The 22,952-nt window shown below is 56.6% G+C and carries 17 protein-coding genes, 1 tRNA gene and 1 other RNA gene; 16 read left to right on the top strand and 3 right to left on the bottom strand.

The window, feature by feature from the left end; all coding sequences use genetic code 11:
* The first annotated feature begins 33 nt into the window (after nucleotides 1-33).
* The 6 genes from KQI12_RS02190 to vapD all read left to right on the top strand — a co-directional run bounded on the left by KQI12_RS02190 (nucleotide 34) and on the right by vapD (nucleotide 5,404).
* A complete protein-coding gene (locus tag KQI12_RS02190) occupies nucleotides 34-378 on the top strand; it encodes a PrgI family protein (protein WP_216570273.1) in 345 nt (114 codons plus the stop codon).
* Nucleotides 371-2,701 (top strand): VirB4-like conjugal transfer ATPase, CD1110 family, encoded by a 2,331-nt coding sequence (locus tag KQI12_RS02195; RefSeq protein WP_216570274.1) that lies wholly within the window; start codon nucleotides 371-373, stop codon nucleotides 2,699-2,701. Before KQI12_RS02190 ends, KQI12_RS02195 begins: the two co-directional genes overlap by 8 nt.
* A gap of 51 nt (nucleotides 2,702-2,752) precedes the next feature.
* Nucleotides 2,753-3,517: a hypothetical protein gene (locus KQI12_RS02200; protein WP_216570275.1), complete on the top strand. Its 765-nt coding sequence runs from the start codon at nucleotides 2,753-2,755 to the stop codon at nucleotides 3,515-3,517.
* Nucleotides 3,517-4,635: a C40 family peptidase gene (locus tag KQI12_RS02205; protein WP_216570276.1), complete on the top strand. Its 1,119-nt coding sequence runs from the start codon at nucleotides 3,517-3,519 to the stop codon at nucleotides 4,633-4,635. Before KQI12_RS02200 ends, KQI12_RS02205 begins: the two co-directional genes overlap by 1 nt.
* 98 nt (nucleotides 4,636-4,733) lie before the next feature.
* A complete protein-coding gene (locus KQI12_RS02210; RefSeq protein WP_216570278.1) occupies nucleotides 4,734-5,069 on the top strand; it encodes a hypothetical protein in 336 nt (111 codons plus the stop codon).
* A complete protein-coding gene (gene vapD, locus KQI12_RS02215; RefSeq protein ID WP_216570279.1) occupies nucleotides 5,069-5,404 on the top strand; it encodes a VapD family protein in 336 nt (111 codons plus the stop codon). The genes KQI12_RS02210 and vapD overlap by 1 nt, the downstream gene beginning before the upstream one ends.
* Nucleotides 5,405-5,531: 127 nt before the next feature.
* Here vapD and KQI12_RS12415 read toward each other — a convergent pair whose 3' ends face one another.
* Together KQI12_RS12415 and KQI12_RS02225 are read right to left on the bottom strand one after the other, a co-directional pair.
* Complete coding sequence (locus tag KQI12_RS12415) at nucleotides 5,532-5,600, bottom strand: helix-turn-helix domain-containing protein (RefSeq protein WP_253290838.1); 69 nt, start codon at nucleotides 5,598-5,600, stop codon at nucleotides 5,532-5,534.
* Between the two features lie 276 nt (nucleotides 5,601-5,876).
* Nucleotides 5,877-6,149 carry a helix-turn-helix domain-containing protein gene (locus KQI12_RS02225; protein WP_216570280.1) on the bottom strand — a complete coding sequence of 91 codons (273 nt, stop codon included), beginning with the start codon at nucleotides 6,147-6,149 and terminating at the stop codon, nucleotides 5,877-5,879.
* A gap of 60 nt (nucleotides 6,150-6,209) precedes the next feature.
* On the opposite strand from KQI12_RS02225, the gene KQI12_RS02230 reads away from it, so the two are divergent.
* The 6 genes from KQI12_RS02230 (at nucleotide 6,210) to KQI12_RS02255 (ending at nucleotide 18,997) form a co-directional block, all read left to right on the top strand.
* Nucleotides 6,210-6,362 (top strand): hypothetical protein, encoded by a 153-nt coding sequence (locus KQI12_RS02230; protein ID WP_216571508.1) that lies wholly within the window; start codon nucleotides 6,210-6,212, stop codon nucleotides 6,360-6,362.
* Nucleotides 6,340-6,855 carry an SLOG family protein gene (locus KQI12_RS02235; RefSeq protein ID WP_216570281.1) on the top strand — a complete coding sequence of 172 codons (516 nt, stop codon included), beginning with the start codon at nucleotides 6,340-6,342 and terminating at the stop codon, nucleotides 6,853-6,855. The genes KQI12_RS02230 and KQI12_RS02235 overlap by 23 nt, the downstream gene beginning before the upstream one ends.
* Before the next feature lie 183 nt (nucleotides 6,856-7,038).
* Nucleotides 7,039-9,402: a LuxR C-terminal-related transcriptional regulator gene (locus KQI12_RS02240; protein ID WP_216570282.1), complete on the top strand. Its 2,364-nt coding sequence runs from the start codon at nucleotides 7,039-7,041 to the stop codon at nucleotides 9,400-9,402.
* A gap of 62 nt (nucleotides 9,403-9,464) precedes the next feature.
* Nucleotides 9,465-15,857: an S-layer homology domain-containing protein gene (locus tag KQI12_RS02245; protein WP_216570283.1), complete on the top strand. Its 6,393-nt coding sequence runs from the start codon at nucleotides 9,465-9,467 to the stop codon at nucleotides 15,855-15,857.
* 453 nt (nucleotides 15,858-16,310) lie between these two features.
* A complete protein-coding gene (locus tag KQI12_RS02250) occupies nucleotides 16,311-16,685 on the top strand; it encodes a sporulation initiation factor Spo0A C-terminal domain-containing protein (protein WP_216570284.1) in 375 nt (124 codons plus the stop codon).
* A gap of 659 nt (nucleotides 16,686-17,344) precedes the next feature.
* The gene (locus KQI12_RS02255; protein WP_253290773.1) at nucleotides 17,345-18,997 is read left to right on the top strand and encodes a recombinase family protein; all 1,653 of its coding nucleotides are present in this window, start codon (nucleotides 17,345-17,347) and stop codon (nucleotides 18,995-18,997) included.
* A gap of 26 nt (nucleotides 18,998-19,023) precedes the next feature.
* On the opposite strand, the gene KQI12_RS02260 is transcribed toward KQI12_RS02255, so the two are convergent.
* Nucleotides 19,024-19,099, bottom strand: a tRNA-Ala gene (locus tag KQI12_RS02260).
* 294 nt (nucleotides 19,100-19,393) lie between these two features.
* Here KQI12_RS02260 and ffs point away from each other — a divergent pair.
* From ffs to KQI12_RS02280, 4 genes are all read left to right on the top strand, one after another.
* Nucleotides 19,394-19,659, top strand: an RNA gene (gene ffs / locus KQI12_RS02265) — signal recognition particle sRNA large type.
* Between the two features lie 108 nt (nucleotides 19,660-19,767).
* Nucleotides 19,768-21,675 (top strand): DNA polymerase III subunit gamma/tau, encoded by a 1,908-nt coding sequence (dnaX, locus tag KQI12_RS02270; protein ID WP_216570286.1) that lies wholly within the window; start codon nucleotides 19,768-19,770, stop codon nucleotides 21,673-21,675.
* 61 nt (nucleotides 21,676-21,736) lie between these two features.
* Nucleotides 21,737-22,084, top strand: coding sequence for a YbaB/EbfC family nucleoid-associated protein (locus KQI12_RS02275; RefSeq protein ID WP_216570288.1), 348 nt, complete (start codon nucleotides 21,737-21,739; stop codon nucleotides 22,082-22,084).
* 138 nt (nucleotides 22,085-22,222) lie between these two features.
* Entirely contained in the window at nucleotides 22,223-22,912 is a 690-nt protein-coding gene (locus tag KQI12_RS02280) for a YoaK family protein (RefSeq protein ID WP_216570290.1), read from the top strand.
* Nucleotides 22,913-22,952 lie beyond the last annotated feature (40 nt).

Below are 22,952 nucleotides of genomic sequence, written 5' to 3' on the forward strand. Positions count from 1 at the left end.
ATTTGAGACACATTTCGACAGGAGGCTATATCCATGGAGATCAAGATACCAAAAGAAGTCCGCCAACACAGCGAGACGATTTTCTTTGGCCTGTCCACCCGGCAGTTCATCTGTGCGGTGCTGGCTGTTGCGGCGGCCATTGGCACCTATTTTCTGACGAAAGGGACGCTCGGCAGGGAGACGACCAGCTGGGTGTGCATCCTCGCAGCTGCGCCGTTGGCGGCTGCCGGGTTCTTCCGATACAACGGGTTGACCCTTGAGCAGTTTGCGTGGGCATTCATCAAGTCGCAGGTCTTGTGTGCAAGGCCGCGGGTGTTCCGCTCTGAAAATCTGTACTGCAAAGTAATGAACAGAAAGGAGAGAGACATTTATGATTAAGACACTCCTTGCCGCAGACCGCAGTGAGCGGGAACACTTCCGCATCCCCCGCAGCGTCCAGCAGTCCATCCCCGTTCAGAAGATCTATCGGGACGGCATCTGGCAGGTGGGCGGCGGTAAATACAGCCGCACATGGCGGTTTGCGGACATTAACTACGCGCTGGCCTCCCATGAGGATCAGCGGGATATGTTCTCTGCTTACTGCGGTGTACTGAACAGTCTGCCCACAGACGCCACTACGAAGATTACCATCAACAACCGGCGGCTGAATGGCGCGGACTTTCAGCGCAGTATTCTGATGCGGGAGCGTGGGAATGATTTGGATCGCTACCGCAGAGAGTACAACCGGGTCGTGACCGACAAGGCATCCGAGAGCAATGACCTGATCCAGGATAAGTACATCACCGTGTCCGTTGCGCGGAAGAGCATCGAGGAGTCCCGCACCTTCTTCCACCGGGTCGATACCGACCTTGGCAAGAACTTCGGCAGGCTGGAGAGCGGTGCGCGTCCGCTGGATAATCAGGAGCGTCTGCGTATCTTTCACGATTTCTTCCGCCCCGGTGAGGAGGAGCAGTTCCACTTTGATCTGAACGATGCCATGCGGAAGGAGCACGATTTCCGAGACTATATCTGCCCGGATGGACTGTGCTTCAAGGCAGACCATTTTGAGATGGGCAGTAAGGTGGGCCGCGTCCTGTTTCTGCGGGACTATGCCAGCTACATCAAGGATGAGATGATCGCCAAGCTCTCTGACTTCCCGCGCAACCTGATGCTGTCCATCGACATTTTGCCGATCCCCACGGATGAGGCCATCCGTGAGGTACAGAGCCGCATTCTCGGCATCGAATCGGATATTGCCCGGTGGCAGCAGCGGCAGAACAGCCGGAACAATTTTACTGCCAGCATCCCTTATGAACTGGAACAGCTGCGGGCGGAGACAAAGGAATTTTTGGACGATCTGAGCACCCGTGACCAGCGCATGATCTTCGCCAATGTCACTATCGTCCACATGGCGGACACACTGGAGCAGCTGAACGCCGACACGGAGGCACTGCAAGCGATTGGGTTGGAGCAGGCTTGCCAGTTCTCTGTTCTCCGCTATCAGCAGGAGGACGGACTGAACACTGCCTTGCCCTATGGCCTGCGGCGCATCAAAACGACCCGCACCCTGACAACCGAATCCACTGCTGTTTTGATGCCGTTCCGCGTGCAGGAGATACAGGATGCGGGCGGCATTTATTATGGTGTCAACGCAGTCAGCCGAAATCTGCTGATCTGCAACCGAAAGAAGCTGCTGAACCCGCACGGTTTTGTGCTGGGCGTTTCCGGCAGCGGCAAGTCCTTCAGCATGAAAGAGGCCATCACCTTTATCGCCCTCTCCACCAACGATGACATTATTATGATCGACGCGGAACGGGAGTACAGAGAACTGACGCGGGCGCTGCAAGGCGCAGTGCTGGAAATTTCCCCGTCCAGTCCCCATCATATCAATCCGCTGGAGATCAACCGCGGCTACGGCGCCGGGGAAAACCCAGTGGCCATGAAGTCGGAACTGATGATGAGCATTTGCGAGCAGCAGATGGGCATCGGACAGCTTGGGGCGTTCCATAAATCCATCATTGACCGCTGCACCGCCAATATCTATCACGATTTCATCAAGAGCGGCGGAGAAGGCAGGATTCCAACTCTCCCAGACTGGCGCAACGAGGTCAAGCGGCAGCCGGAGCGTGAAGCGCAGGAGTTGGCCCTTGCGTCTGAGCTGTTCGTGGAGGGCAGTCTCAATATGTTTGCCCACGAAACCAATTTTGACATTGACAATCGTATCGTCTGCTTCGACCTTTATGAGATGGGCGAACAGCTCAAACCCACAGCCCTGAATGTCGTTCTGGAGACGATCCAGAACCGCGTGGCAGCAAACCGTCTGGCCGGGAAATACACATGGGTCTTTGTGGATGAGGTGTATCTGTTCTTCAAGTATCACTACTCCGCACAGTTCTTGTATAAGTGCTGGAAGCGCTTTCGCAAGTATGCGGTAGCTATGACCGCCGCCACGCAGAATATCGAGGAATGCCTGCGCTCGGAAACGGCGCGCTTGATGCTGGCCAACAGTGAGTTTCTGATTCTGCTGAACCAAGCGGCCACCGACCGGGCTGAGCTTGCGAAGCTGCTGCATATTTCGGAAACGCAGATGAGCCATGTGACAAATGTGGAGGCAGGTCACGGCCTTATGCGGATCGGCAGTTCCATCATTCCCTTCATCAACGAATTTCCGCGGGACAGCGAACTGTACCGCCTGATGAGTACCACGCCGGGGGACAAATGAGGACTGTCGAAATTCGTCTCAAATTGAGCCACATTAAGGGGGTGAGCTGATTTGCCGGAGTTCAAGGAAAAGCCCAAAATGGGACAGCCGAAAAGCAAGCGTTCCGCCATGCTCGATCCCCGGCATCGGGCAGTGCTGCTGAAAGAAAAGTACCGTCAGCAGATGGAGCGGCAGGATACCGACGCGGAAAATGCTGAGACACAGGCGGTCGGCCGCGTGGAATCCGCTGCGGAATGGGCAGCCGAGGAGCTGCGGGAGCGTGTGCCGCAGGCACCGAAGAAAAAGCTGCCGGTCAAGGAAAGACCTTCGACCTATGATGAGGCCGGGCATGAAACGGAGTCACCGTCAGAGCGGCGGGAAAAGACGCCTGCGGAGCGTGCTGCTCAGAACGGCACCGGCACGGAGCAGGCGGTTGACCACCGCGTGCCAGCAGAGAAGCAGCAGTTTGAGGCCCGTCGTCAATTCGTGGTGGACAAGCAGGAAAAGAAGTGGAGGGCAGAGCGACAGGCTCCACCCTCCACCGCAGACCCATTTGCGGTCTATGACGCAGACTGGGAGCCTGTATCTCCGTCGCGCTCAGAAGCGCAGAGCAAAAGTCCATTCAAAGAGCGCAGGCCGCGCTCTTTGCAGAGATATGGCGGCAAGAGCAAAACGGAAAAGCCGCCCAATGCGCCCAAGGTCAGACGCACCTTTTCCAAGGCGGCAAAGCCTGTACCGTCAGCCGTAAAACCTTCCCAGCAGGCGCTTCAGCAAAGGATAGTGCAGACGAAAAAACTGCAAAGACGGCGTTTGAGGCGTTCAAGCGTACTGCCGTGATGGTACGCCGTGCGGCTGCCACGCTGATTTCTGCTGTGACCGGCTTGATCGGCGGCACAACGCTTTTGCTTGCGCTTGCGATCATCATTGTTATCGCAGCTGTGGCCAGCTCGCCCTTCGGCCTGTTTTTCGCCGCGGAGCGCAATGCTCCGAATACCGTGTCGGTGGCAGAGGCTGTAACGCAAGTCAATATTGCCTACAACACTCGCTTGGAGGAATTGCAGACCGGGAACTATGACAGCATCCAGATCCACGGACAGGCCCCGGACTGGCCGGAGGTGCTGGCCGTGTTTGCCGCAAAAACCGCAGGAGCAGACGATGGCGTGGATGTGGCCACACTGGACGCTGACCGGGTAAGCCGTCTGACTGCGGTGTTCTGGGACATGACCGAGATCACAACGGAAGTGGAAACGATAGAGCATTCTGGAAGTGGAGATGATGATGGCTGGACGGAGTACATTTTGCACATCACCATCACGCCAAAAACAGCGGATGATATGCGGACGGCCTATGCCTTCACCCGTTATCAAAACGATGCTCTGGACGAGCTACTGGCTGACCGGGCGGCGCTGGCTTCACTGGCCTCCAGTCTGACGATCACCAATGCGGCTGCGGCGGAAGTCCTTCAGAACCTCCCGGATGACCTCTCACCGGAGCGTCGCGCCGTGGTGCAGAACGCGCTGACGCTCTACGGCAAGGTCTCCTACTTTTGGGGCGGCAAGAGCCTTGTTCTCGGCTGGGATTCCCGCTGGGGACAGCTGCGGCAGGTCACGGCGGCGGGCAGCTCCACCACCGGCACCTACCGGCCCTACGGGTTGGACTGCTCTGGCTTTGTCGATTGGGCCTTTTACAATGCCACAGGCGGAAGCTATATCATCGGACATGGCGGCGGGGCCACCATGCAGCACTCGTATTGCACTGATATTTCATGGTCGGATGCCCAGCCCGGTGACTTGGTGTTTTACCCGGACAATTCCCATGTTGGCATTATCTGCGGCCGGGACGAGGATGGCAGTCTGTTGGTGATCCACTGCGCCAGCGGTGCTAATAATGTGGTCATTACCGGCACAAGTGGTTTCATTTCCGTTGCGCGGCCGGATTACTTTTCAGATAATTGACTTTTTTCGACGGAGAAATACATTGCAAATCGAGGGGGTATCCTATATACTATGAATATAAAAGGAACAACATTTTTCAGCCGACGGGAGGAGATACCATGCTGAAGCTGGAAATCAAATTTAACGATGCACAGATGCGGGCGGAACATAAGTATGCCCCGGAGGCTATTTATGCCGCGCTGGACAAATCCTTTGCCAAGTACAATTTCCGCAGAGAAACGCTCTCTGATGGGACGATCTGCTATTACGGAAACGGGATGCCTCGTGACTATGGTACGTTTGGCCGGCTCATCACCACCCTGAAGGACAAGGAATGGTTTATGGCCTACCTTGTCAAATGGCTTTGGTACAATAGTGATGACGGTGAAAATGAGACGGACTTCATCGTGGAGGATGTTCTCTATCACTATGCCCACCGTGAGAGTGCTGCATAATGGCGAGGAAAGAAGCCAAGCGTTTTAAGGCTCTCTACTTTGATTTGCGGATCAAAGACTTGGAGGAATACTACTCCAAAACCCGGCCAAAGGGCGCTTACGAATTGATAAAAAAGTTCCTGACGAAACGGAATTTTTCCCATGAACAGTATTCCGGCTACCATTCCCGCTACAAAACAACGGATTTGGAGATATTCGATCTGATTCACGATATGAGCGATACTTTCCCGTGGCTCCAGCACTGCGTCAATCACTTTGAAGTGACCAACGTGGGGACTAACCATGATCTCATGGGGCTGTTCGTTGAAGAAGTCGAAGATCCCGTCAGTCTGTGATTGCTGTCGAAATCGTCTTGAATCGAGACACATTATTTCAGGCCCACACTGCCGTATTCGGTAGTGTGGGCCTGTTTTTATTTTGCTCTAAAACAATAGCGGCTGCCAACGAAAATGCCGGTAACCGCTACTTGAAGGATACAACATCGTTCGGAGTACAGCCAATGATTTTGCACAGCTTCTCCAAGGTAAGCATGGTGATGTTTCCGTTCTTTTTGAGAGAATCCAGCGTGTGATTATCAATCGCTCTGCAAAAGCGGGTACTGTGTCACATTATGTCTCTTCATGGTGGCCCGTAATCAACGATCTCCCTCACCACATTTCCTGTCTGATAAAGCAATTATATGTGGTATTTTGAGAAAACCATATCGTGATTATACCCATAATACGGTAGGATTGGGAGTGAGCAGGCGTGGGAGAGCGGACGGAAACCGTCGAAAAATGCGTCTCGATTTGAGACGCATTTCAGGCGCTATTTTGATTTTAAGATTCTGTCCGGGAATACAGAAGCATTGATGAGGTCAGCAGGATCAACTTCCAACGCATCAGCAATATCGAAGAACACATCCAAAGAAAAGCCGTGTGCCATATTCGGCGCTTCGATCGTGCTGATAAGGGAACGGCTGACACCGGCCTTTTCTGCCAATTTCTCCTGTGATAGACCACGCATTTTGCGAAGGGCTGCGATAGCAATTCCCAGCTGTATGAATCGGTCACGATTTTTGAAGGATACTTCTTTACCCATACAGCGTCCCACCTTTCTGATGATAAGAAAATTATACAAGTTGCAAAAGACGTTTTCTGTATGCGTCAGAAAGCTATTGCTTTAATTAGTAAGCAATATTATATTATAGGAGAGCATTTGCTGAAATATGTGAGATGGAGAGTGAGCGGTGAGAATGAAGTATCGTTGCGCAGTGATTGGCCAGCCGCCTATGCGGTTTCCGTGGGGATTTGACGAAGAAGATAGCCGCTGCTGCCGCATGAAGCTGGAAATGGCACAGCACATTCTGGAACTGTGTCAGTGCGGTGTAACGGAGTTTCAGGTGGCCTGCGACCCCGGCGTAGGACTGTATGCCGCGGAGGTTGTGAACGCACTGCGGGAGAATGGCTCTACCATTCGGCTGGTTTGTGTCCTGCCCCATGAGGAGCAGGCGACCAAGTGGACGCCGCAGCTCCGGGAGCGGTATTTCAATATGCTCTCCACCAGCGCGGAACTGGATTGCATCGACTGCCATGAACAGCCTAACGCACAGCTTCTGGCCTATCAGCGGATCATCAAGCAATCAACCGTGGTGTTGGCCGTCTATGATCCCGACCTTGCGGATGGGAGCGCCGAGGACAGGGCCGTGACCTATGCCCTTGTACTGGGCAGGCCAGTCATGCTGATCCATCCCGAAACTCTGAAAATAAAGCGGCTGAATATGCCAACAGAGAAGGAGGATAAATAGGCTACCCTGCCGCACGGAACGGTCTCATACTTTGGAACGATTTACATTTCCGTCAGGGGTTGTATAATAAACTGGAATGATTATAAATCGTGTCGAAAGAGGTATTGACAGGGGGGCGCGCCCCCCTGTCCCGTAGGGGCACCCTACGGGACAATTCCACTCTGATATGGGGGAGGGAAACGCTTGCAGAACAACATCATCGTAAAACCTTCCACAGAGCAGCAGTTTGACCGTTTTCTGCGGCAGGGCCGCGCACTCTTTTTCAGCGCACCCTGCGGCTTTGGGAAAACGGCGGTGGCGGAGGCGCTGCTCTCCGGCCGGGAGGTATTGCGCCTGTCGGCGGACAGCGCGGATTTCAGCCTGCCGTCTGCGGAGGCTGACTGGCAGATCTTACTGCTGGACGATTTGCAGGATATGCAGGAGGAGCAGGACTGGAATGCCCTGTGCGAGCTGATCCGCGCCTGCCCTGAGCGCCGCTTCGTCCTGCTCTCCCGGGGCGCACCGCCAGGCTGTCTCATGGCCTTTCAATACACGGGGCTGATGACGGTGCTGGAGGCCGACGACCTGCTCTTTGATGCGGACGATGTGCGGCGGCTACTCCAGCTTTACGGCGTGGAGGCGGCAGACAGTGAGATCGACGGAATTTTGAAAGAATCCGTGGGCTATCCGCTGGGCGTAGCCATCACCGCCCGGTGTATGTCTCCGGGCAAGCCGTGGACGCCGGAGTTGGTGGCGCGGGTGTACCGGGAGGTGTTTCTCTACTTTGAGACCGCCATCTACCGGCGCTTTGACCTGCCGGTGCGGCGCTTCCTGTTGGAGCTGGCCCCCTTTGAAAGTTTTGACCTGGAAATGGCGCGGATGGTCAGCGGCGATCCCCGTGCCGGCGACCTGCTGGACTGGCTGCTGCGCTATACCACCATGTTCCGCTGCGACGACCGCCAGCACTATCACTTCTGGTCCGGTTTCCGGGAGTTCCTTCTCTGGGAGATGGAGCGGGAATACACAGAGGAAAAGCGCCGCGCGCTGCTCAGCCGGGGCGGGCTCTACTACGAGCTGAAGGAGGACTATGCCCACGCGCTGGAATGCTACACCAGCGGCGGCGACCATTCCAAGGTCTCCGAGCTGCTGGTGCGCAACGCCGAGCTGCACCCCGGCATGGGCCACTATGCCGAGATGGAAAAATACTACCGCAGTCTGCCGGAGGCGGAAATTCTCGCCTCCCCCTCGCTGATGCAGGGCGTGAGTATGCTCTGCGCGCTGGCGATGGACTACGAAGGCTCGGAGCGCTGGTATGGCGAGCTGCAAGCATTTGCCGAGCGCTGCGGCAGACAGGACGCCGCCGGAAAGCAGGCCCGCAGCCGCCTTGCGTGGCTGGACATCTCCCTGCCCCAGCGGGGCGTGAACGGTCTGACGGAAACCATCCCCGCCGTGTTCCGGCTGCTGATGAACAAGGAAGTGACGCTGCCGTCCTTCTCCGTCACCAGCGCGCTGCCGAGCATCATGAACGGCGGTAAGGACTTTTCCGAATGGAGCAAAAAGGACGACCTGCTCTATAAGACCCTCCGTCTCCCCGTGGAGGCGGTGCTGGGGCGGGACGGCGTGGGTCTTGCGGACTGCGCCATCGCCGAGAGTAAGTTTGAAAAGGGCGAGGACGTGGCCGGGCGGATGCTGTCCCTTCTCCCGCAGCTGAACGAGGTGCGCAACCGCGGCGCGCCGGACATGGAGTTCGCCATCAGCGGTCTGCTTGCCCGCAGCCAGCTGGCAAACGGACAGCCCGCCGACGCGCGGCGCACCATTAAGGTGCTCCGTGAATGCTTTGCCGAGCGCGGTTTGACACGCTTTCTGCCCAATATGGACGCCATGCTCTGCCGCATTGACCTGCAAACCGGCGACCTTGATGCAGCGGACGCGTGGTACAGGGAAAAAGCCCCGCGCGAACCCACGCGCCTGAACGTCATGCGGCGCTACCAGTATCTCACCCAGGCCATGGTGGAGCTGGCGGACGGCAGACCGGACGCGGCGCAGCTGACGCTTGCCCCGCTAGAGCCGTACATCCAAAACTGCGCCCGCATCATCGACGGGATTCACCTGAACGTTTTGACGGCCATTGCCCTGCACCGCAAGCGGGACGAGGGGTGGCGCGAGCGATTGACGGTGGCGCTGGACGCGGCGGCGGAGTACCGCTTCATCCGCACCGTCAGCGTATACGGCACGGCGGTGCTGCCGCTGCTGGAGGCACTGGACTGGGACGGCAACAAAGCATGGCGCAAGCGGCTGATGGCGGCGGTGCGGACGCAGGCGGCGTTCTACCCGCATTTTCTCGAACCCCGCCTTGCCCCCGGTGAGGAGCTGACGCCCACGGAGCTGCAAATTCTCCATCTGCTCTGCGCGGACAAGTCCAACGCCGAGATCGCACAGATCATGGATGTGAAGCTGCCGACCGTGAAGACCCACGTCAGCCACATTCTCGACAAGCTGGATGTGAAGCGCCGGGCGGAGGCCAAAACCGCCGCGAAAAAGCTGCATCTGGTACCGGAAGAGTTATAAAAACAACGTCCGGCGGACGCCGGATTCGACATAAACGCAAACTGATTTTAAGGAGGAAAGATATGAAAAAACGAGTATTGAGTATGCTCATGGCGCTGGTGCTGTGTCTGACGCTCCTGCCCACGGCGGCGCTGGCGGACGAGCTGGGGCCTGTGGACGGCACGTCCACCGTGGAAACGGCGGGCGCTGACGCGGAAGCGGAAGCCAAGGCGAAGGCCGGCGCGGAAGCCGTGGCCACCGTGCAGGCGATGATCGACGCCCTGCCCGATGCGCTGACGGAGGAAAACGCAGGGGACGTTTCCGCAATGCTGGGCAAGATTGATGCGGCAATGGCTGCACTCGGGGACGAAGAACGCGCCGCGCTGAATCTGACGCAGTATCAGGCGGTGATCGCGGCGTTGGCGGCACTCGCTGCGGCGCAGGGGGAGATCGCGCTGTATGCGGATGAGAACAATAAGCCAAAAGGTGAGGGTACAAAGGCGAATCCTTATCAAATCACGTCAAACAAGGAGCTGGAATGGTTTCGCGATACGGTGAATGCGGGGGAAACGGGGATTTGCGCGGAGCTGATGGATGATCTCAATTTTAAGGATGAGACTGGGTGGACATGGACGCCGATCGTCAAAGACGCAGGCAAGGCGTACACCGGCACATTCAATGGCAATGGCTACAAGATTAAGATGGATTATGCGGTTGCGCCTGACGGTATGACAGCGGGCTGGGGGCTGTTCGGGTCTATTGGAAATGACGGCAAGGTGCAGGATTTGGATATATATCTCACCAACTTCGGGTGGAAGGGAAATGCATTTTCTATTTCTGAAAGCGGTATGCTGGCAGCCTACAATTCCGGCACCATTGAACGTTGCACGGCAATGAGTGGCAAAATCAATGTGAGCAACGGCGTTGGCTTGCTCGTGTATCAGAATAATGGTACGATACAGGATTGCTGGACCAAACATGGAACAGTTGTGGGTGGGGGAAACCTCATTGGCGGCGTTGCCTACACAAATAATGGACATATTAAAAATTGCTTCTTCAATAGCAGTTATAACAGTGATTACTTGAATAATCATACCATTGCATTTGAAAAAGGCAAGAGCGGCAGCATTGAAAACTGCTATTTTATATTAGGTCGCAAACACACGGATAACACCGTGGGTGTTACGGGTGTGGAGCAGGCGGATGCGAATAGCGGTAAGCTGACGGTGAAGCTCAATAATAATGGCAATGAAAGGGGTAGTGAAGTAGATCCTTGGCGCATAGGCAGCGGCAGTACAAATCGGTATCCCAGCTTGAAAAAGACCGATTATCGGGTAAGCCTAAAAGAAAACGGCGGTTATAACATAGGAGACAAGCCGCATATGCATGGCAATGTGGAGTTTACGAAGGTGACGGCACTGTCGGAAATCAAAAAGGACGGCAACTACTACATTAGCGGCGCAATTGCGCTTAACAGCACATGGGAGGTTGATAAAAAAATTCTCCTTTGCTTGGACGGGCAGACAATTACGGCAGCTTCCGGCGTTGATCCTGCGATAAAGATCGTACGCGGCGGCAGCCTGACGCTGGTGGATGGGAGCAAGACCGGCGGCGGAAAGATCACAGGCGGCGCAACAGGCGTTATGCTCGATGGCGGCGCATTCACCATGCAGGGCGGCGAAATCAGTGGGAATACGGTAGGCGTGGATGTTAAGAGCGGCGACCTTACGCTCGGCGGCAAGGCGCAGGTTGCCGGCAATGACAAGAACATTCTGCTGGCGGCAAATCAGAAGATTCACTTTGATTCGCTTGACCCATCCGCGAAATTCGGCATTTCTGTGGCAGGGCAGGAGAGCTTGAGTGACCGCGTTGCCGTGACGGATACGACAGGCGGGCAGTATTTTGCGCAGCTTGTAGCGGATGGGTTCAAGAATGATGGCTCGGGCTTTGAGCTTTATCTGAATAACGATGGCAATACGGTTATGCTGGGTAAGCAGAGCGTCCATACGCATTGCATCTGCGGCGGGGGAAATGCCAATCTGGGGCATACATCGCATTCGGACGTGATATTCCAGCCTTGGACAGAAACGGATAAACTGCCTACTTCCGGCAATTACTACCTGACCAGAAATGTGACCTTGACAGGTAATGCCGGTCTGAAAGACGCCAACGTCTGCCTGAACGGCTATACCGTGACGCTTTCCGATGTTGGACGCATTAACCCATCCGGCACCACGCAATTGACAGACTGTAGTGTGAATGGGAAACTGGAATCTTATCCCGGTAAAGCCAATGGTGGTGTAACAATATCGGGTGGCAGCAAGTTCTATCTCTATGGCGGTACGCTCAATGGCGTCAAAGTAGAGATTGGTCAGACCGGCGGCGGTACGTTCAACATGTATGGCGGCAAGATCACAGGGAATACAAAGGGAACTGTTGTCGGACAGGATAGCCAGCAGATTTATATCAATATGTACGGCGGCGAGATCAGCGGCAACCATATTGATGGTCAATACGGCGGCGGTGTGTTCGTTGGCAACGGCAATCAATTTAAGATGTACGGCGGCAAGATCCAGAACAACAGCGCAGTAGATGGCGGCGGCGTGTATATTGCGCCTAAAGGCCCTACTTATCAAGCCGGAACAATGACGATCCGTGGCGATGCCGTTATTCAGGACAACAAAGCCAACGGTGTCACAAACAATGTCAGCCTGCCTAAAGGCAGTACCATCAAGATCGATGGACAGATGAATGAGAGTGCGCAGATCGGCGTGACCACGAAAGCCGGACCTTCGGCGGGGACTGTTACTATCGCTACGGCGACGGACACGGGCTGGGTTGCCGCGAAGAATTTCACCAGCGATAACTCCGCGTACCATGTTGGCTTGGTGAATGACGGCAAGACCGTACAGCTGCAGGTGCATTCGCATCAGTGGGCGTATAGCGTCAGTCCGGATGGTACTACTATCACGGCGAAGTGTACGGCGGGAAATTGCGATTTGGAGAACGGCAATGGCGGCAGCGTGACCATCAAGGCCCCCGATAAAAGCACTTTGACCTATACCGGCCAAGGACATCCCGCCAAGCTTGATGGTCAGTTCACCACTGGTATTCCGACTCCTGCGATTACCTACATACAAACTGCACCGACGCAGCAGACGCTGGAATCCGGTGCCACGCCCACCAACGCGGGCACCTACACCGCCAGCATCACGCTGGACAATGCGACCGCCAGCGTGGAGTATACCATCGAAAAGGCCACGCCGCGCGTTTTGAGTTGGATGGGATACCCGCGCGGATGGACGTTTAGGGAAAATACCCCAATCGCCGATCCGACGGAGCTGACGATTGCAAACGGTACATTCAGGGATATTACACGGTTCGAATGGTACAATGCCTCGAAAAATGCCGATGATACCTATACCGAAGGAACAAAGCTGGACGGCAATCCAACGGATGCGGGCGACTACATAATCAAGGCTGTATTTGAGGAAAGCAATAACGTCTATGCGGCTGCCGATGCGCTTGGACTGACCATCAGAAAGGCTGAGCACGCCAACAACGGCAGAAGCATTGAGGTACCGCTGACCGTGTATCCGGCATCGGGAGAGTACATATATGAAGTGGATATCGCCAAGGCGCTGGAAAATATTCCGCATGGCGGCGGCTTAGAGCTGAATACGGCATATGGCGGAATCTCTACAAACTTGACCCTTGTAAAACAGACTAAATGGGACAACGGCAAGCTGAAAGTTACCATGAAGCCGTTGGCGAGCATCACGGGAACAACGCTGGGTAGCATCACGGTCATTCTGACCAGCAAGAACTATACGGTTGTTCCGGTAGTTGTGAACATTACGCTCCAGCCCAAGCGGGAAGTGCAGGATATTTCCGTCAGCATGGACAACTGGACCTACGGCGAGAAAGCAAAAACGCCACAGTACCCTGTGATGGCGGGTGCAGAGGCAACAGTCACCTATGCCGCTCAAGGCAGCAGCGATTTCAGCACAACTGTTCCCACCAACGCGGGCAACTACACCGTGAAGGTGCAGTATGAGGCTGCCATCATGATCCACACCGGCACGGCGAATTTCACCATCGCCCCCAAGACGCTGACGAAGGATGATCTGACCTATTCCGGCCCGATCTCCAAGGTCTATGACGGCAACACCAATGCTCCCAGCGGCCTTACCGTTTCTGTAAAGCCCGGTTCTCTGGTGGGCAGCGATACCCTCGCCGTCAGCGGCACGCTGAAATACAACAGCGCCAATGTCAACGAGGCAAAACAAATTATCTTTACCCCGACTGCCATCACCACCGGCAACTATGCGTTGGCAGCCACCGAGATGCTGACGATCACCGGGGCAACCATCACTCAGGCCGATCAGGCCCCGCTGACCGTGACCTCCACCGCCGCAACCTACGGCGCAGACCTGGCGCTGACAGTTTCCGGCGGAACCGGCGACGGCGCGGTAAGCTATACCGTGACGAACGGCACCGGCGAAGCAACGATCGTTGACGGCAGCACGCTGCATCCCACGAAGGCGGGACAGGTGTCTGTCACCGCAACCAAAGCGGGCGGCGATAACTACAAGGATGTTACCAGCCCCGTAGCGGCAATCACCATCGCTAAGGCGAGTTATGGAGGCAAGGGCATTCCCGTTTCCGCGAAGATCGGCAGCACAAAAACGGTGGATCTGACAGCGTGGATCGTGCCGGGCGGCAGCTTGAGCTATTTGCGTAAGGACGATAATTTCTCTGTTGTTGAAAACCCCTCTCTTGATGGCAGCATTTTCTCCTTCACCGTTCGAAATTCCGAAGGTGTAGTGGAGAAAGTAGCATACGCCTACTGTCAAGTCTCCAGCGACAACTATGCGGACTACGTCCTTACCATAAAAATAACGGCCAACGCCAAGAACAAGCAGACCGGCTTCAAGTTTGAGAACGGCAGCGTGACCAAGACCTACGGCGATGAGGACTTCACCCTCGCCGCCACCGGTGAGGTCAAGGGCAGCATCGTCACCTACGAGAGCAATGCGCCTGCGGTTGCCGAGGTGGACAGCGCAACCGGCAAGGTCACCATCAAAGGCGCGGGCACGGCGGTCATCACCGCCAAGGCGTCCGCCACGGAGGATTATGACGAGGCGGCGGCGACCTGCACCCTGACGGTGGAGAAGAAGCCGATCGCCATTCCTGCGGCGGATGCCACGGTCTACACCTACAACGGCACGGAGCAGACCTACGCTCTGGCGGAGGATGGCGCTTACACCATCACCGGCAACAAGCAGACTAACGCCAACGAGACAGGCTATGCTGTCACCGTGGCCTTGAAGGACACCGCCAATACCCAGTGGGCGGACGGAACGACCGCAAATAAGACCTATACGTTTGTCATCGGCAAGGCGGTCATCACCGTCAAGGCCAAGGATCAGACCGCCTATGTGGGCGACAAGGCTCCCGCACTGGGAGAGGACAGCTACACCGTTTCCGGTCTGGTGGGCGAGGAGAAGCTGACGACCCAGCCGACGGTGAAGTACGTCGACGCGGACGGCAAGGAGAGCGCCCCCGACATGAACAAGACCGGCGAGGTCAATATCCTTGCCAGCGGCGCGGCGGCCTCTGACAACTACACCATCCGCTATGAGAACGGCAAGCTGACCGTCAGCACCCGCCCCTCCAGCGGCAGCAGCTCCAACAATTCCAGCTATACCGTTTCCGTGGATAAGACCGAGAACGGCGCCATTACCGTTTCTCCCAAGTCTGCCTCCAAGGGAGACACCGTGACCATCACCGTGAAGCCTGACAAGGGTTATGAACTGGATACCCTCAAGGTTCTGGATAAGAACGGCGACAAGGTAAAGCTCACAGAGAAGAACGGCAAGTACACCTTCACCATGCCTGCGGGCAAGGTCACGGTCAAGGGCAGCTTCGTGGAAGAAGACCCGGAACAGATTTTCGCAGATGTTCCCGTGGACGCTTACTACTATGAAGCTGTCAAGTGGGCGGTGGAAAAGGACATCACGGGCGGCATTGGCAATGGCCTGTTCGCTCCAAAACTGAACTGCACCCGCGCCCAGATCGTGACTTTCCTGTGGCGTGCGGCCGGTTCTCCCGAACCGAAGAGTGCGAACAGTTTTGCAGATGTTTCTGCCGACAGCTACTATGCCAAGGCGGTGGCGTGGGCCGTTGAGAACGGCATCACCGGCGGCACCGGTAACGGCAAGTTCAGTCCCAACGCCACCTGCACCCGTGAGCAGGCTGTGGTGTTCCTCTACCGCGCTTCCAGCAGCCCCGCAGTCAGCGGCGGCAGCGCCTTCAGCGATGTGGCGGCCAGCGCCTACTATGCTGACGCAGTTGCGTGGGCAGAGAAGAACGGCGTGACCGGCGGCATCGGCGGCGGTCTGTTCGGTTCCGGCAGCGACTGCACAAGAGCGCAGATCGTGACTTTCCTGTATCGAACCTATCAAGGAAAGTAAAAAACAGGGCGGCAACGGGCCGTCATCAAAGAATTTATAACAGAGCCCGCAAGGCGGCTCCTTCACGGAGTCTTCTTGCGGGTTTCTTATATGTAAACCGGTCATAAAGTTGCAAATACCGACATTTACGGACGTTAAACGGCTTTATTTGTAGACCATTGTAGAACGATCACATGACACAAAGCTGCACATATCGTGTATGATCGAGTTACGGAGGATACGGATGTTTACAAAGATTTTCGAACTTGCCATCGCACACCCGGCACTCTCCCACTATCCCGCTTTTGCGGCTGAAACAGAATATCAGGGTATTCCTAACGGCTGGATGAAAAACTGTTAAATCCAGCACATAGCATAGGTCTTACGCAAAAAAGACCTGCCACTGGCCGAGAGGCCCGCCTATGCTGCCCTTTCGCTGTTTTGATCTTCAAATATCACATAGGAGGGGTAACAATGCCTTTGGTTTATTATGTGCCTGAATATGAGCGGGACGCAGAACAGATCCCGTTGGACGCCGAGCGTTTGCTGCGCCTGCTTGGCGTTACTGGGAAGCTGTCCGGTTTCCGCTATGCAGTCTATATGGTTGAACAGGTTCGAGATCAGCCGGACAATGTGTTGCTTATTACGAAGCGCCTTTACAAGCAGACGGCGGATCATTTCAACACCACGCCGAGTTGTGTGGAGCGCAATCTCCGCACGCTGATCCAGAGCTGCTGGAACCAGCTCGACCATGACTTTCTGAATGTGATCGCTGGAACGCAGCTGCGCCAGCCGCCGACCAATTCTCAGTTCATCGACATGATGGCCGCCGCTTACCTGCGAAACTGATCTTCGCGGAGAAAGGCGGCGCTCTGCCGCCTTTCTCTTTTCTACTTACGGAAATATGGCTCAATTTGAGACATATTTCGACACGGTTGCCATTCGGCACAGACACATCAAAGGGTGTGCCTATGCGGGCTGGCGACAGCCTATGTTCACTGTCCATAAGCAGTAAACTGTTTGCACCTTGAGAAGTGAATGACCGTCCAAATCGGATATGGTTTTCGGTGAAGCAGTGCATTTGCGTGCCAAGAAAATCAAAACGCCGCTGAAAGTTGTGCAGGGGTAGGAACGGATTTGGGGAGAACGGCCTCCTTATCAAGACCATATCTGCATGAGGGTATGGTCTTGCAATTTTTACAATACAGAGGAATGGATCGTGAATCAGAAGCAGTGTTCAGAATGCGTATCGACGCACGAAACGGCGCAAACGCAGACGATCTTTGTAGATGGCTGCAAGGTTACAGTCCGGTATTCCGGCCATGAAAACCCCGATGCCATCCGCGGAATCAAGGAAATCCTTCTCACAAATATTGCGAAAAAGGCGTAAAATTTTGCACTATTTGATGAAATATGAGATAATAATGGTGTAGAGATGCACCTTGAAAATTGAAACAAGGCCATATACACCGTTCCAAAGATTGTTAAGAACAACAGGAGTGATGTATATGTTAGAAAACTTGATGGCTGATTTGCGGCGTGTTTATTGCCTGTACCGTGTTTCAACGCTGGGACAGGTCGAGAAAGATGATATTCCTATGCAGAAGCAGTATTGCCGCGAGTTCGTCGGGCAGCATCCCGGCTGGGAAATCGTCAAGGAATTTTCGGAAAAAGGTGTTTCCGGGTTTAAGGTCTCAGCGAAAGACCGGGATGCCATTCAGGAAATTCAGCGTGACGCCTTGCAGAACAAATTCGATATTCTGCTGGTATTTATGTTTGACCGACTGGGGCGCAGAGAGGACGAAACGCCTTTTGTTGTGGAGTGGTTTGTCAAAAACGGTATTGAGGTGTGGAGCGCCAAGGAAGGACAGCAGCGGTTTGATACCCATGTGGACAAGCTGCTGAATTACATCCGTTACTGGCAGGCATCCGGTGAAAGCATCAAAACCTCTGTCCGCACCAAGACCCGAATGGAGCAGCTGACGCAGGAAGGTCATTTTACCGGCGGCGGTGTTCCGTTTGGTTATCGTTTGGAGCATAAAGGACGCACCAATAAGCGAAATCAGGATGTGGGCGATCTTGTGATCGACCCGGACGAAGCAGAAATCGTGAAACTGATTTTTCAGAAATATCTCTGCGAAGGATATGGAGCGCAGCGCCTTTGCCGGTATCTTGCCGAACAGGGTATTACAAACCGAAAAGGACGCAACATACCGACTACTTCGATCAACCGCATCATCAAGAATCCCATTTACACTGGAGTCATCCGAAATGGAGAAAGCCAATCAGAGGTGCTGCCAGAGCTTCAGATCATTGACACTGAGACTTATGAACGGGCGCAGCAAATGATGGAGAAGCGTGTGACACATCACGGCGATGTACCGCTCAACACCAAGGGACGGTCTTTGCTGGTAGGCAATGTCTACTGCGGACACTGCGGAGGCCGCCTGACGCTGACCACCAGCGGACGAAAGCGTGTCCGAAAAGATGGGACTATCACGCGGGAAACGAGAGCAAGGTATCAATGCCATTACAATGTCAGGCATCCCGGCGAATGCGATGGCCAATCTGGATATGGCGTAGAAAAGCTGGATAAATTGGTAGACCAAATCATTCGTATCCAGCTTGGGCGCATTCAAAACGCACCCTCACAGGAACTAATTGCAAAACAACAAGCGCAAGAAGTCGAATTGGTCAAGTCCAGGCTAAACCTCTTAAATGAGCAGTATCGGCAGAAGCAGCGGGAGTATCAAGACCTGCGCGCTGAGACGATCAAGGTCATCCAAGGCACCAGCCGCTTGAATGCAGACCTGCTGAACAGCCTTGTCAGCGAGACTACGGAACAAATCAAACAGCTGGCGGCACAAATTCAGACCACCACAGCCGAGTTGGAAGAAACCGTACAGACGGCCAGCCAAGTGTTGCGGGAATATGACCAGCTGATAAGCTGGGCCGAGATGTATGACCACTGCACCTTTGAGGCAAAGAAAATGATCGTAGCCAAGTTTGTCAAGGCCGTTCGTGTGCGGCGTGATTATGAGATCGACATAGAGTTCAATGTGTCGTTTGAGGAATTTCAAGCATTGTATCTGGAGGGGGAGCCGGAAGAGGCAAAAAGACCCGGAACAAATACAATTCTGGCGATGGAAACAAAAAAATAAGGCAAGCATGACGCTTGCCTTATTGCTGGTGGACCCAAAGGGATTCGAACCCTCGACCTCTCGGATGCGAACCGAACGCTCTCCCAGCTGAGCTATGGGCCCGTGTATGAAGTTTTTGGTGATGTGAACTGTTTGCCCGCAACTGAGTTGGACTACCGGAAAAGAGGTGCTATAACCGAACCGCTTCTCCTCCCAGCTACGCTACAGGCCCATATCGTACCGGGACTGGACAGCCCCGACCAGACGACATCGACTATTATAGCATGATCTCGGAAAAAGTAAAGAGGTTTTTTGAAAAAATTGCAAAGCGATATTGCCAACCGGGGCAAAATGATGTATGATTACAAATACGAGCTTTCCGAGCGCACAGACGCCTGCGTCTGGCCCGCGGCAAGGCCGCACTAGTCGGGGAGGCAGCGGTGCCCTGTACCTGCGATCCGCTACAGCAGGGATGAATCCCGGCCCCCGGAACCTTCACTTTGCCGTCTGACCCTGGTAAGTGGTGATGATGGATCGGTCCCGCGCAACGGAGCCCCGTGAATCGTGTCAGGTGGGGAACCAAGCAGCACTAAGCGGAATGCTTCGTGTGCCGTGGGAGTCCCGCTCCTGAGCTGGCTGCCTTGGTAACGGGTAGAGTGGAGGTAACAAAGGCCGGTGTGCGGTCTTGCCATGTGTCAGATGAACGGGCAAGGAGGAGCGAGGTCACGGGTCACGACCCGCATCCTCTGCTCCTTTTTTCTTTTATGTGGAAACGCAGTGAGGTGACAGTCATGTACCAGGCTCTCTATCGGAAGTGGCGGCCCCGCACCTTCGACGATGTGGTGGGGCAGAGCCATATCACCGACACCCTCAAGCGCCAGGTGGCCACGGGGCGCCTCTCCCACGCCTACCTCTTCACGGGCACCCGGGGGACCGGAAAGACCTCCTGCGCCAAGATCTTGGCCCGGGCGGTGAACTGTGAACATCCGGTGGACGGCAACCCCTGCAACCGATGCCCTTCCTGCCTGGGGATCGAGAACGGCTCCATCCTGGATGTGCTGGAGTTGGATGCCGCCTCCAACAACGGCGTGGACCAGGTCCGTGCCCTCCGGGACGAGGCGGTCTATACCCCCGCCGCCGTACGCAGGCGGGTCTACATCATCGACGAGGTCCATATGCTCTCTACCGCGGCCTTCAACGCCCTGCTGAAGATCCTGGAGGAGCCGCCGGACCACCTCATGTTCATCCTGGCCACTACGGAGCTGAACAAAGTCCTGCCCACGATCCGGTCCCGGTGCCAGCAGTTCGCCTTCAAGCGGATCGCGGCGGGAGATATCGCACGGCGGCTGAGTCATGTGGCGGAGCAGGAGGGCATCCAGCTGTCTCCGGACGGCGCGGTCCTCCTGGCCCGGCTGGCCGACGGCGGCCTGCGGGACGCCCTGTCCCTCCTGGACCAGTGCATGGTGCCGGATGGTATGATCGGCGAAGCGGAGATCCTGGACGCCCTGGGCATGGCGGGCGATCTGGAGACCGCCGCCCTCATGGAGCAGATCGCGGCGGGGGACACCGCCGCCGCGCTGGAGACGCTGGCCCGGCTGTACCGCGCTGGAAAGGACGTGGGCGGCCTGCTGGGCGAGCTGGCCGGTCTGGCCCGGGATCTGCTGGTCCGCAGGACGGCCCCGCGGGGAGGTACGGCTCTCCTGACCGGCGGGTATGATGAGACGACTATGCGCCGCCTCTCCGAGCGGCTGGATGCCCAGCGGCTCATGCAGATGCTGAGCCTGCTTCAGAGCACCATCGCCGGACTGGGCCAGAGCCCGGACCGGCGGACCGCCGCAGAGCTCTGCCTCATCCGGCTGAGCGATGTGACGCTGGATGCCAGTCCGGCGGGCCTCAGCGCCCGTCTGGCCCGTCTGGAGGAGCAGTTGGCCGGCGGCGTCCCTGCCTTGTCTGCCGTTCCGGTACCGGCGGCCCAGGTTCCGACGGCTCCCGTGGAGACCGTCCCCGTCCAGCCGGCCCGGCAGTCCCAGAGGGCCCGGCGTCCGGTCTCCCGTCCTGCGCCGGCGCCTGTGGAGCCGAAGCAGACGCCGATGACGGCGGACCGCGCGCCCTTCCCTACGGATGCGGATGTCCCGCCCTGGGAGGAGGAGCGTCCCCCTCTGCCGGAGGAGCCCGGCGGACCGGTACGGGACGAGCCGCCGTCCCAGCCGGTCCGTCCGGCAGAGCGGCCCAGAGCGGCGGCGCAAGTCCGTCCGGCATCGGCTCCGGCCCGGAAGGAAGCCCCGGTGGAGGCATCTCCGGCCCAGGCTTCCGGCGGGAGCGGAGATCTCTGGCCTGCGGTCATCGCCGCGGCCCGGAGCATCGGCGGTCCCGGCTTCGCGGCCTTTCTTCCACAGCTGACGGATCCGGCCAAGGTAGAGGGACGCCTGGACGGGGACCACATCGTGCTCTGGTGCGCGGATGAGATGACTAAAGGGCTGATGAGCCTGCCGCAGGTAGGCGCGTCGTTGACCAAAGCGGCCTCCGGTGTGACGGGGCGGACGATCCAGTGCGTGGTGAAGGAGGGCAAGGCGCCGCCGGAGGAGACGGCCGCCGTCCCGGCATCGGTCCCGGCTCCGTCAGAGACGGCTCCGGACCATGACGCGCTGGACGATCTGCTGGCGGCGGGCGAGCGGTACGACTCCATCATCATCAAATAGGAAATAGAAGGACATCATCGAAATACAGCGGCCGCGCAGACGGCCCAAGGAGGAAATGACCATGGCAAAAGGATTTGGCGGCCGTCCCGGGATGGGCGGCATGGGCGGCATCAACATGAATATGATCAAGCAGGCCCAGAAGATGCAGGCGGATATGCAGCGGATGCAGGCGGAGCTTCAGGAGAAGGAGTATACGGTCAAGGCCGGCGGCGGCATGGTAGAGGCCACCGTGACCGGCAAGCATGAGCTGAAGGCCCTCACCATCGACCCTGAGGCAGTGGACCCTGACGATGTGGAGATGCTCCAGGACATGATCATGGCGGCGGTGAACGAGGCCATGCGGAGCGCGGAGAGCGATATGGCTTCCTCCATGCAGAGCATCACCGGCAGTCTGGGCCTGTCCTTTTGACCGGACAGACCAACAGCGAGACAGACCCCAGCGATACGCGGGAGCGGGCCGGAAGGCCCGCTCTTTTGTGTGGCGCGGCGCTTGAGACTGTGGTATGATACGATTGGGAGGACGTACCGGGGCTGAGGAGGAGACACGATGGACAAACGAGAGAAGCAGATGTCAGAGACCTTCCGGATGGGGGCGGTCCTGGCGCTGGCGGGCGGGTCCTTGGACGCCTATTCCTATACAGTACGGGGCAAGGTGTTCGCCAACGCGGAGACGGGCAATATGGTCCTGCTGGGCATCCACCTGTTCCGGGGGGAGTGGTACACCGCCTTGACCTATCTGGTGCCGGTGCTGGCGTTCGCCCTGGGCGTGATCGTGGCCGAGTGTATCCGGAGCCGGTATAAGGGCCGGCCCGGCATCCACTGGAGGCAGTTCAGCGTGCTGGCGGAGATGTGCATCGTAGCGGCGGTGGCCTTCCTGCCCCAGTCGTGGAACATGGCGGCCAACGTGGCGGTGGCCTTCGTCTGCGCGGTACAGGTGGAGAGCTTCCGAAAGGTCAACGGCAACGCCTTCGCGACCACCATGTGTACCGGCAACCTGCGGAGCGGCACAGAGAAGCTCTACCACTATCTGCGGACCCGGGACCCGGAGCTCCGGCAGAAGGCAGTGCAGTATTACGGCATCATCCTGTGCTTCATCCTCGGAGCTGCCGTGGGCGCCCAGGTGAGCGCGCACCTGATGGAACGGGCGGCCTTGGTGCCCGGGGCGCTCCTGCTGGCGGCGTTCCTGATGATGTTTCGAAAGGAAGAGGAGGCCCTGCTGGAGAACAGGGCCGACTGACCGGAGACCGGGAGAAACCAGATGGAAAAGGAGAATGCGA

The organism is Pseudoflavonifractor sp. MSJ-37 (genome assembly GCF_018917965.1).
GTDB lineage: Bacteria > Bacillota > Clostridia > Oscillospirales > Oscillospiraceae > Pseudoflavonifractor_A.

Coding starts and splice junctions, on each gene's coding strand:
- KQI12_RS02205 (WP_216570276.1), top strand. CDS start 3,517: ATGGTACGCCGTGCGGCTGCCACGCTGATTTCTGCTGTGACCGGCTTG.
- KQI12_RS02225 (WP_216570280.1), bottom strand. CDS start 6,149: ATGGGTAAAGAAGTATCCTTCAAAAATCGTGACCGATTCATACAGCTG.
- KQI12_RS02280 (WP_216570290.1), top strand. CDS start 22,223: ATGGACAAACGAGAGAAGCAGATGTCAGAGACCTTCCGGATGGGGGCG.
- KQI12_RS02210 (WP_216570278.1), top strand. CDS start 4,734: ATGCTGAAGCTGGAAATCAAATTTAACGATGCACAGATGCGGGCGGAA.
- dnaX (WP_216570286.1), top strand. CDS start 19,768: ATGTACCAGGCTCTCTATCGGAAGTGGCGGCCCCGCACCTTCGACGAT.
- KQI12_RS02190 (WP_216570273.1), top strand. CDS start 34: ATGGAGATCAAGATACCAAAAGAAGTCCGCCAACACAGCGAGACGATT.
- KQI12_RS02275 (WP_216570288.1), top strand. CDS start 21,737: ATGGCAAAAGGATTTGGCGGCCGTCCCGGGATGGGCGGCATGGGCGGC.
- KQI12_RS02255 (WP_253290773.1), top strand. CDS start 17,345: ATGTTAGAAAACTTGATGGCTGATTTGCGGCGTGTTTATTGCCTGTAC.
- KQI12_RS02245 (WP_216570283.1), top strand. CDS start 9,465: ATGAAAAAACGAGTATTGAGTATGCTCATGGCGCTGGTGCTGTGTCTG.
- KQI12_RS02235 (WP_216570281.1), top strand. CDS start 6,340: ATGCGGTTTCCGTGGGGATTTGACGAAGAAGATAGCCGCTGCTGCCGC.
- vapD (WP_216570279.1), top strand. CDS start 5,069: ATGGCGAGGAAAGAAGCCAAGCGTTTTAAGGCTCTCTACTTTGATTTG.
- KQI12_RS02195 (WP_216570274.1), top strand. CDS start 371: ATGATTAAGACACTCCTTGCCGCAGACCGCAGTGAGCGGGAACACTTC.
- KQI12_RS02250 (WP_216570284.1), top strand. CDS start 16,311: ATGCCTTTGGTTTATTATGTGCCTGAATATGAGCGGGACGCAGAACAG.
- KQI12_RS02230 (WP_216571508.1), top strand. CDS start 6,210: ATGCGTCAGAAAGCTATTGCTTTAATTAGTAAGCAATATTATATTATA.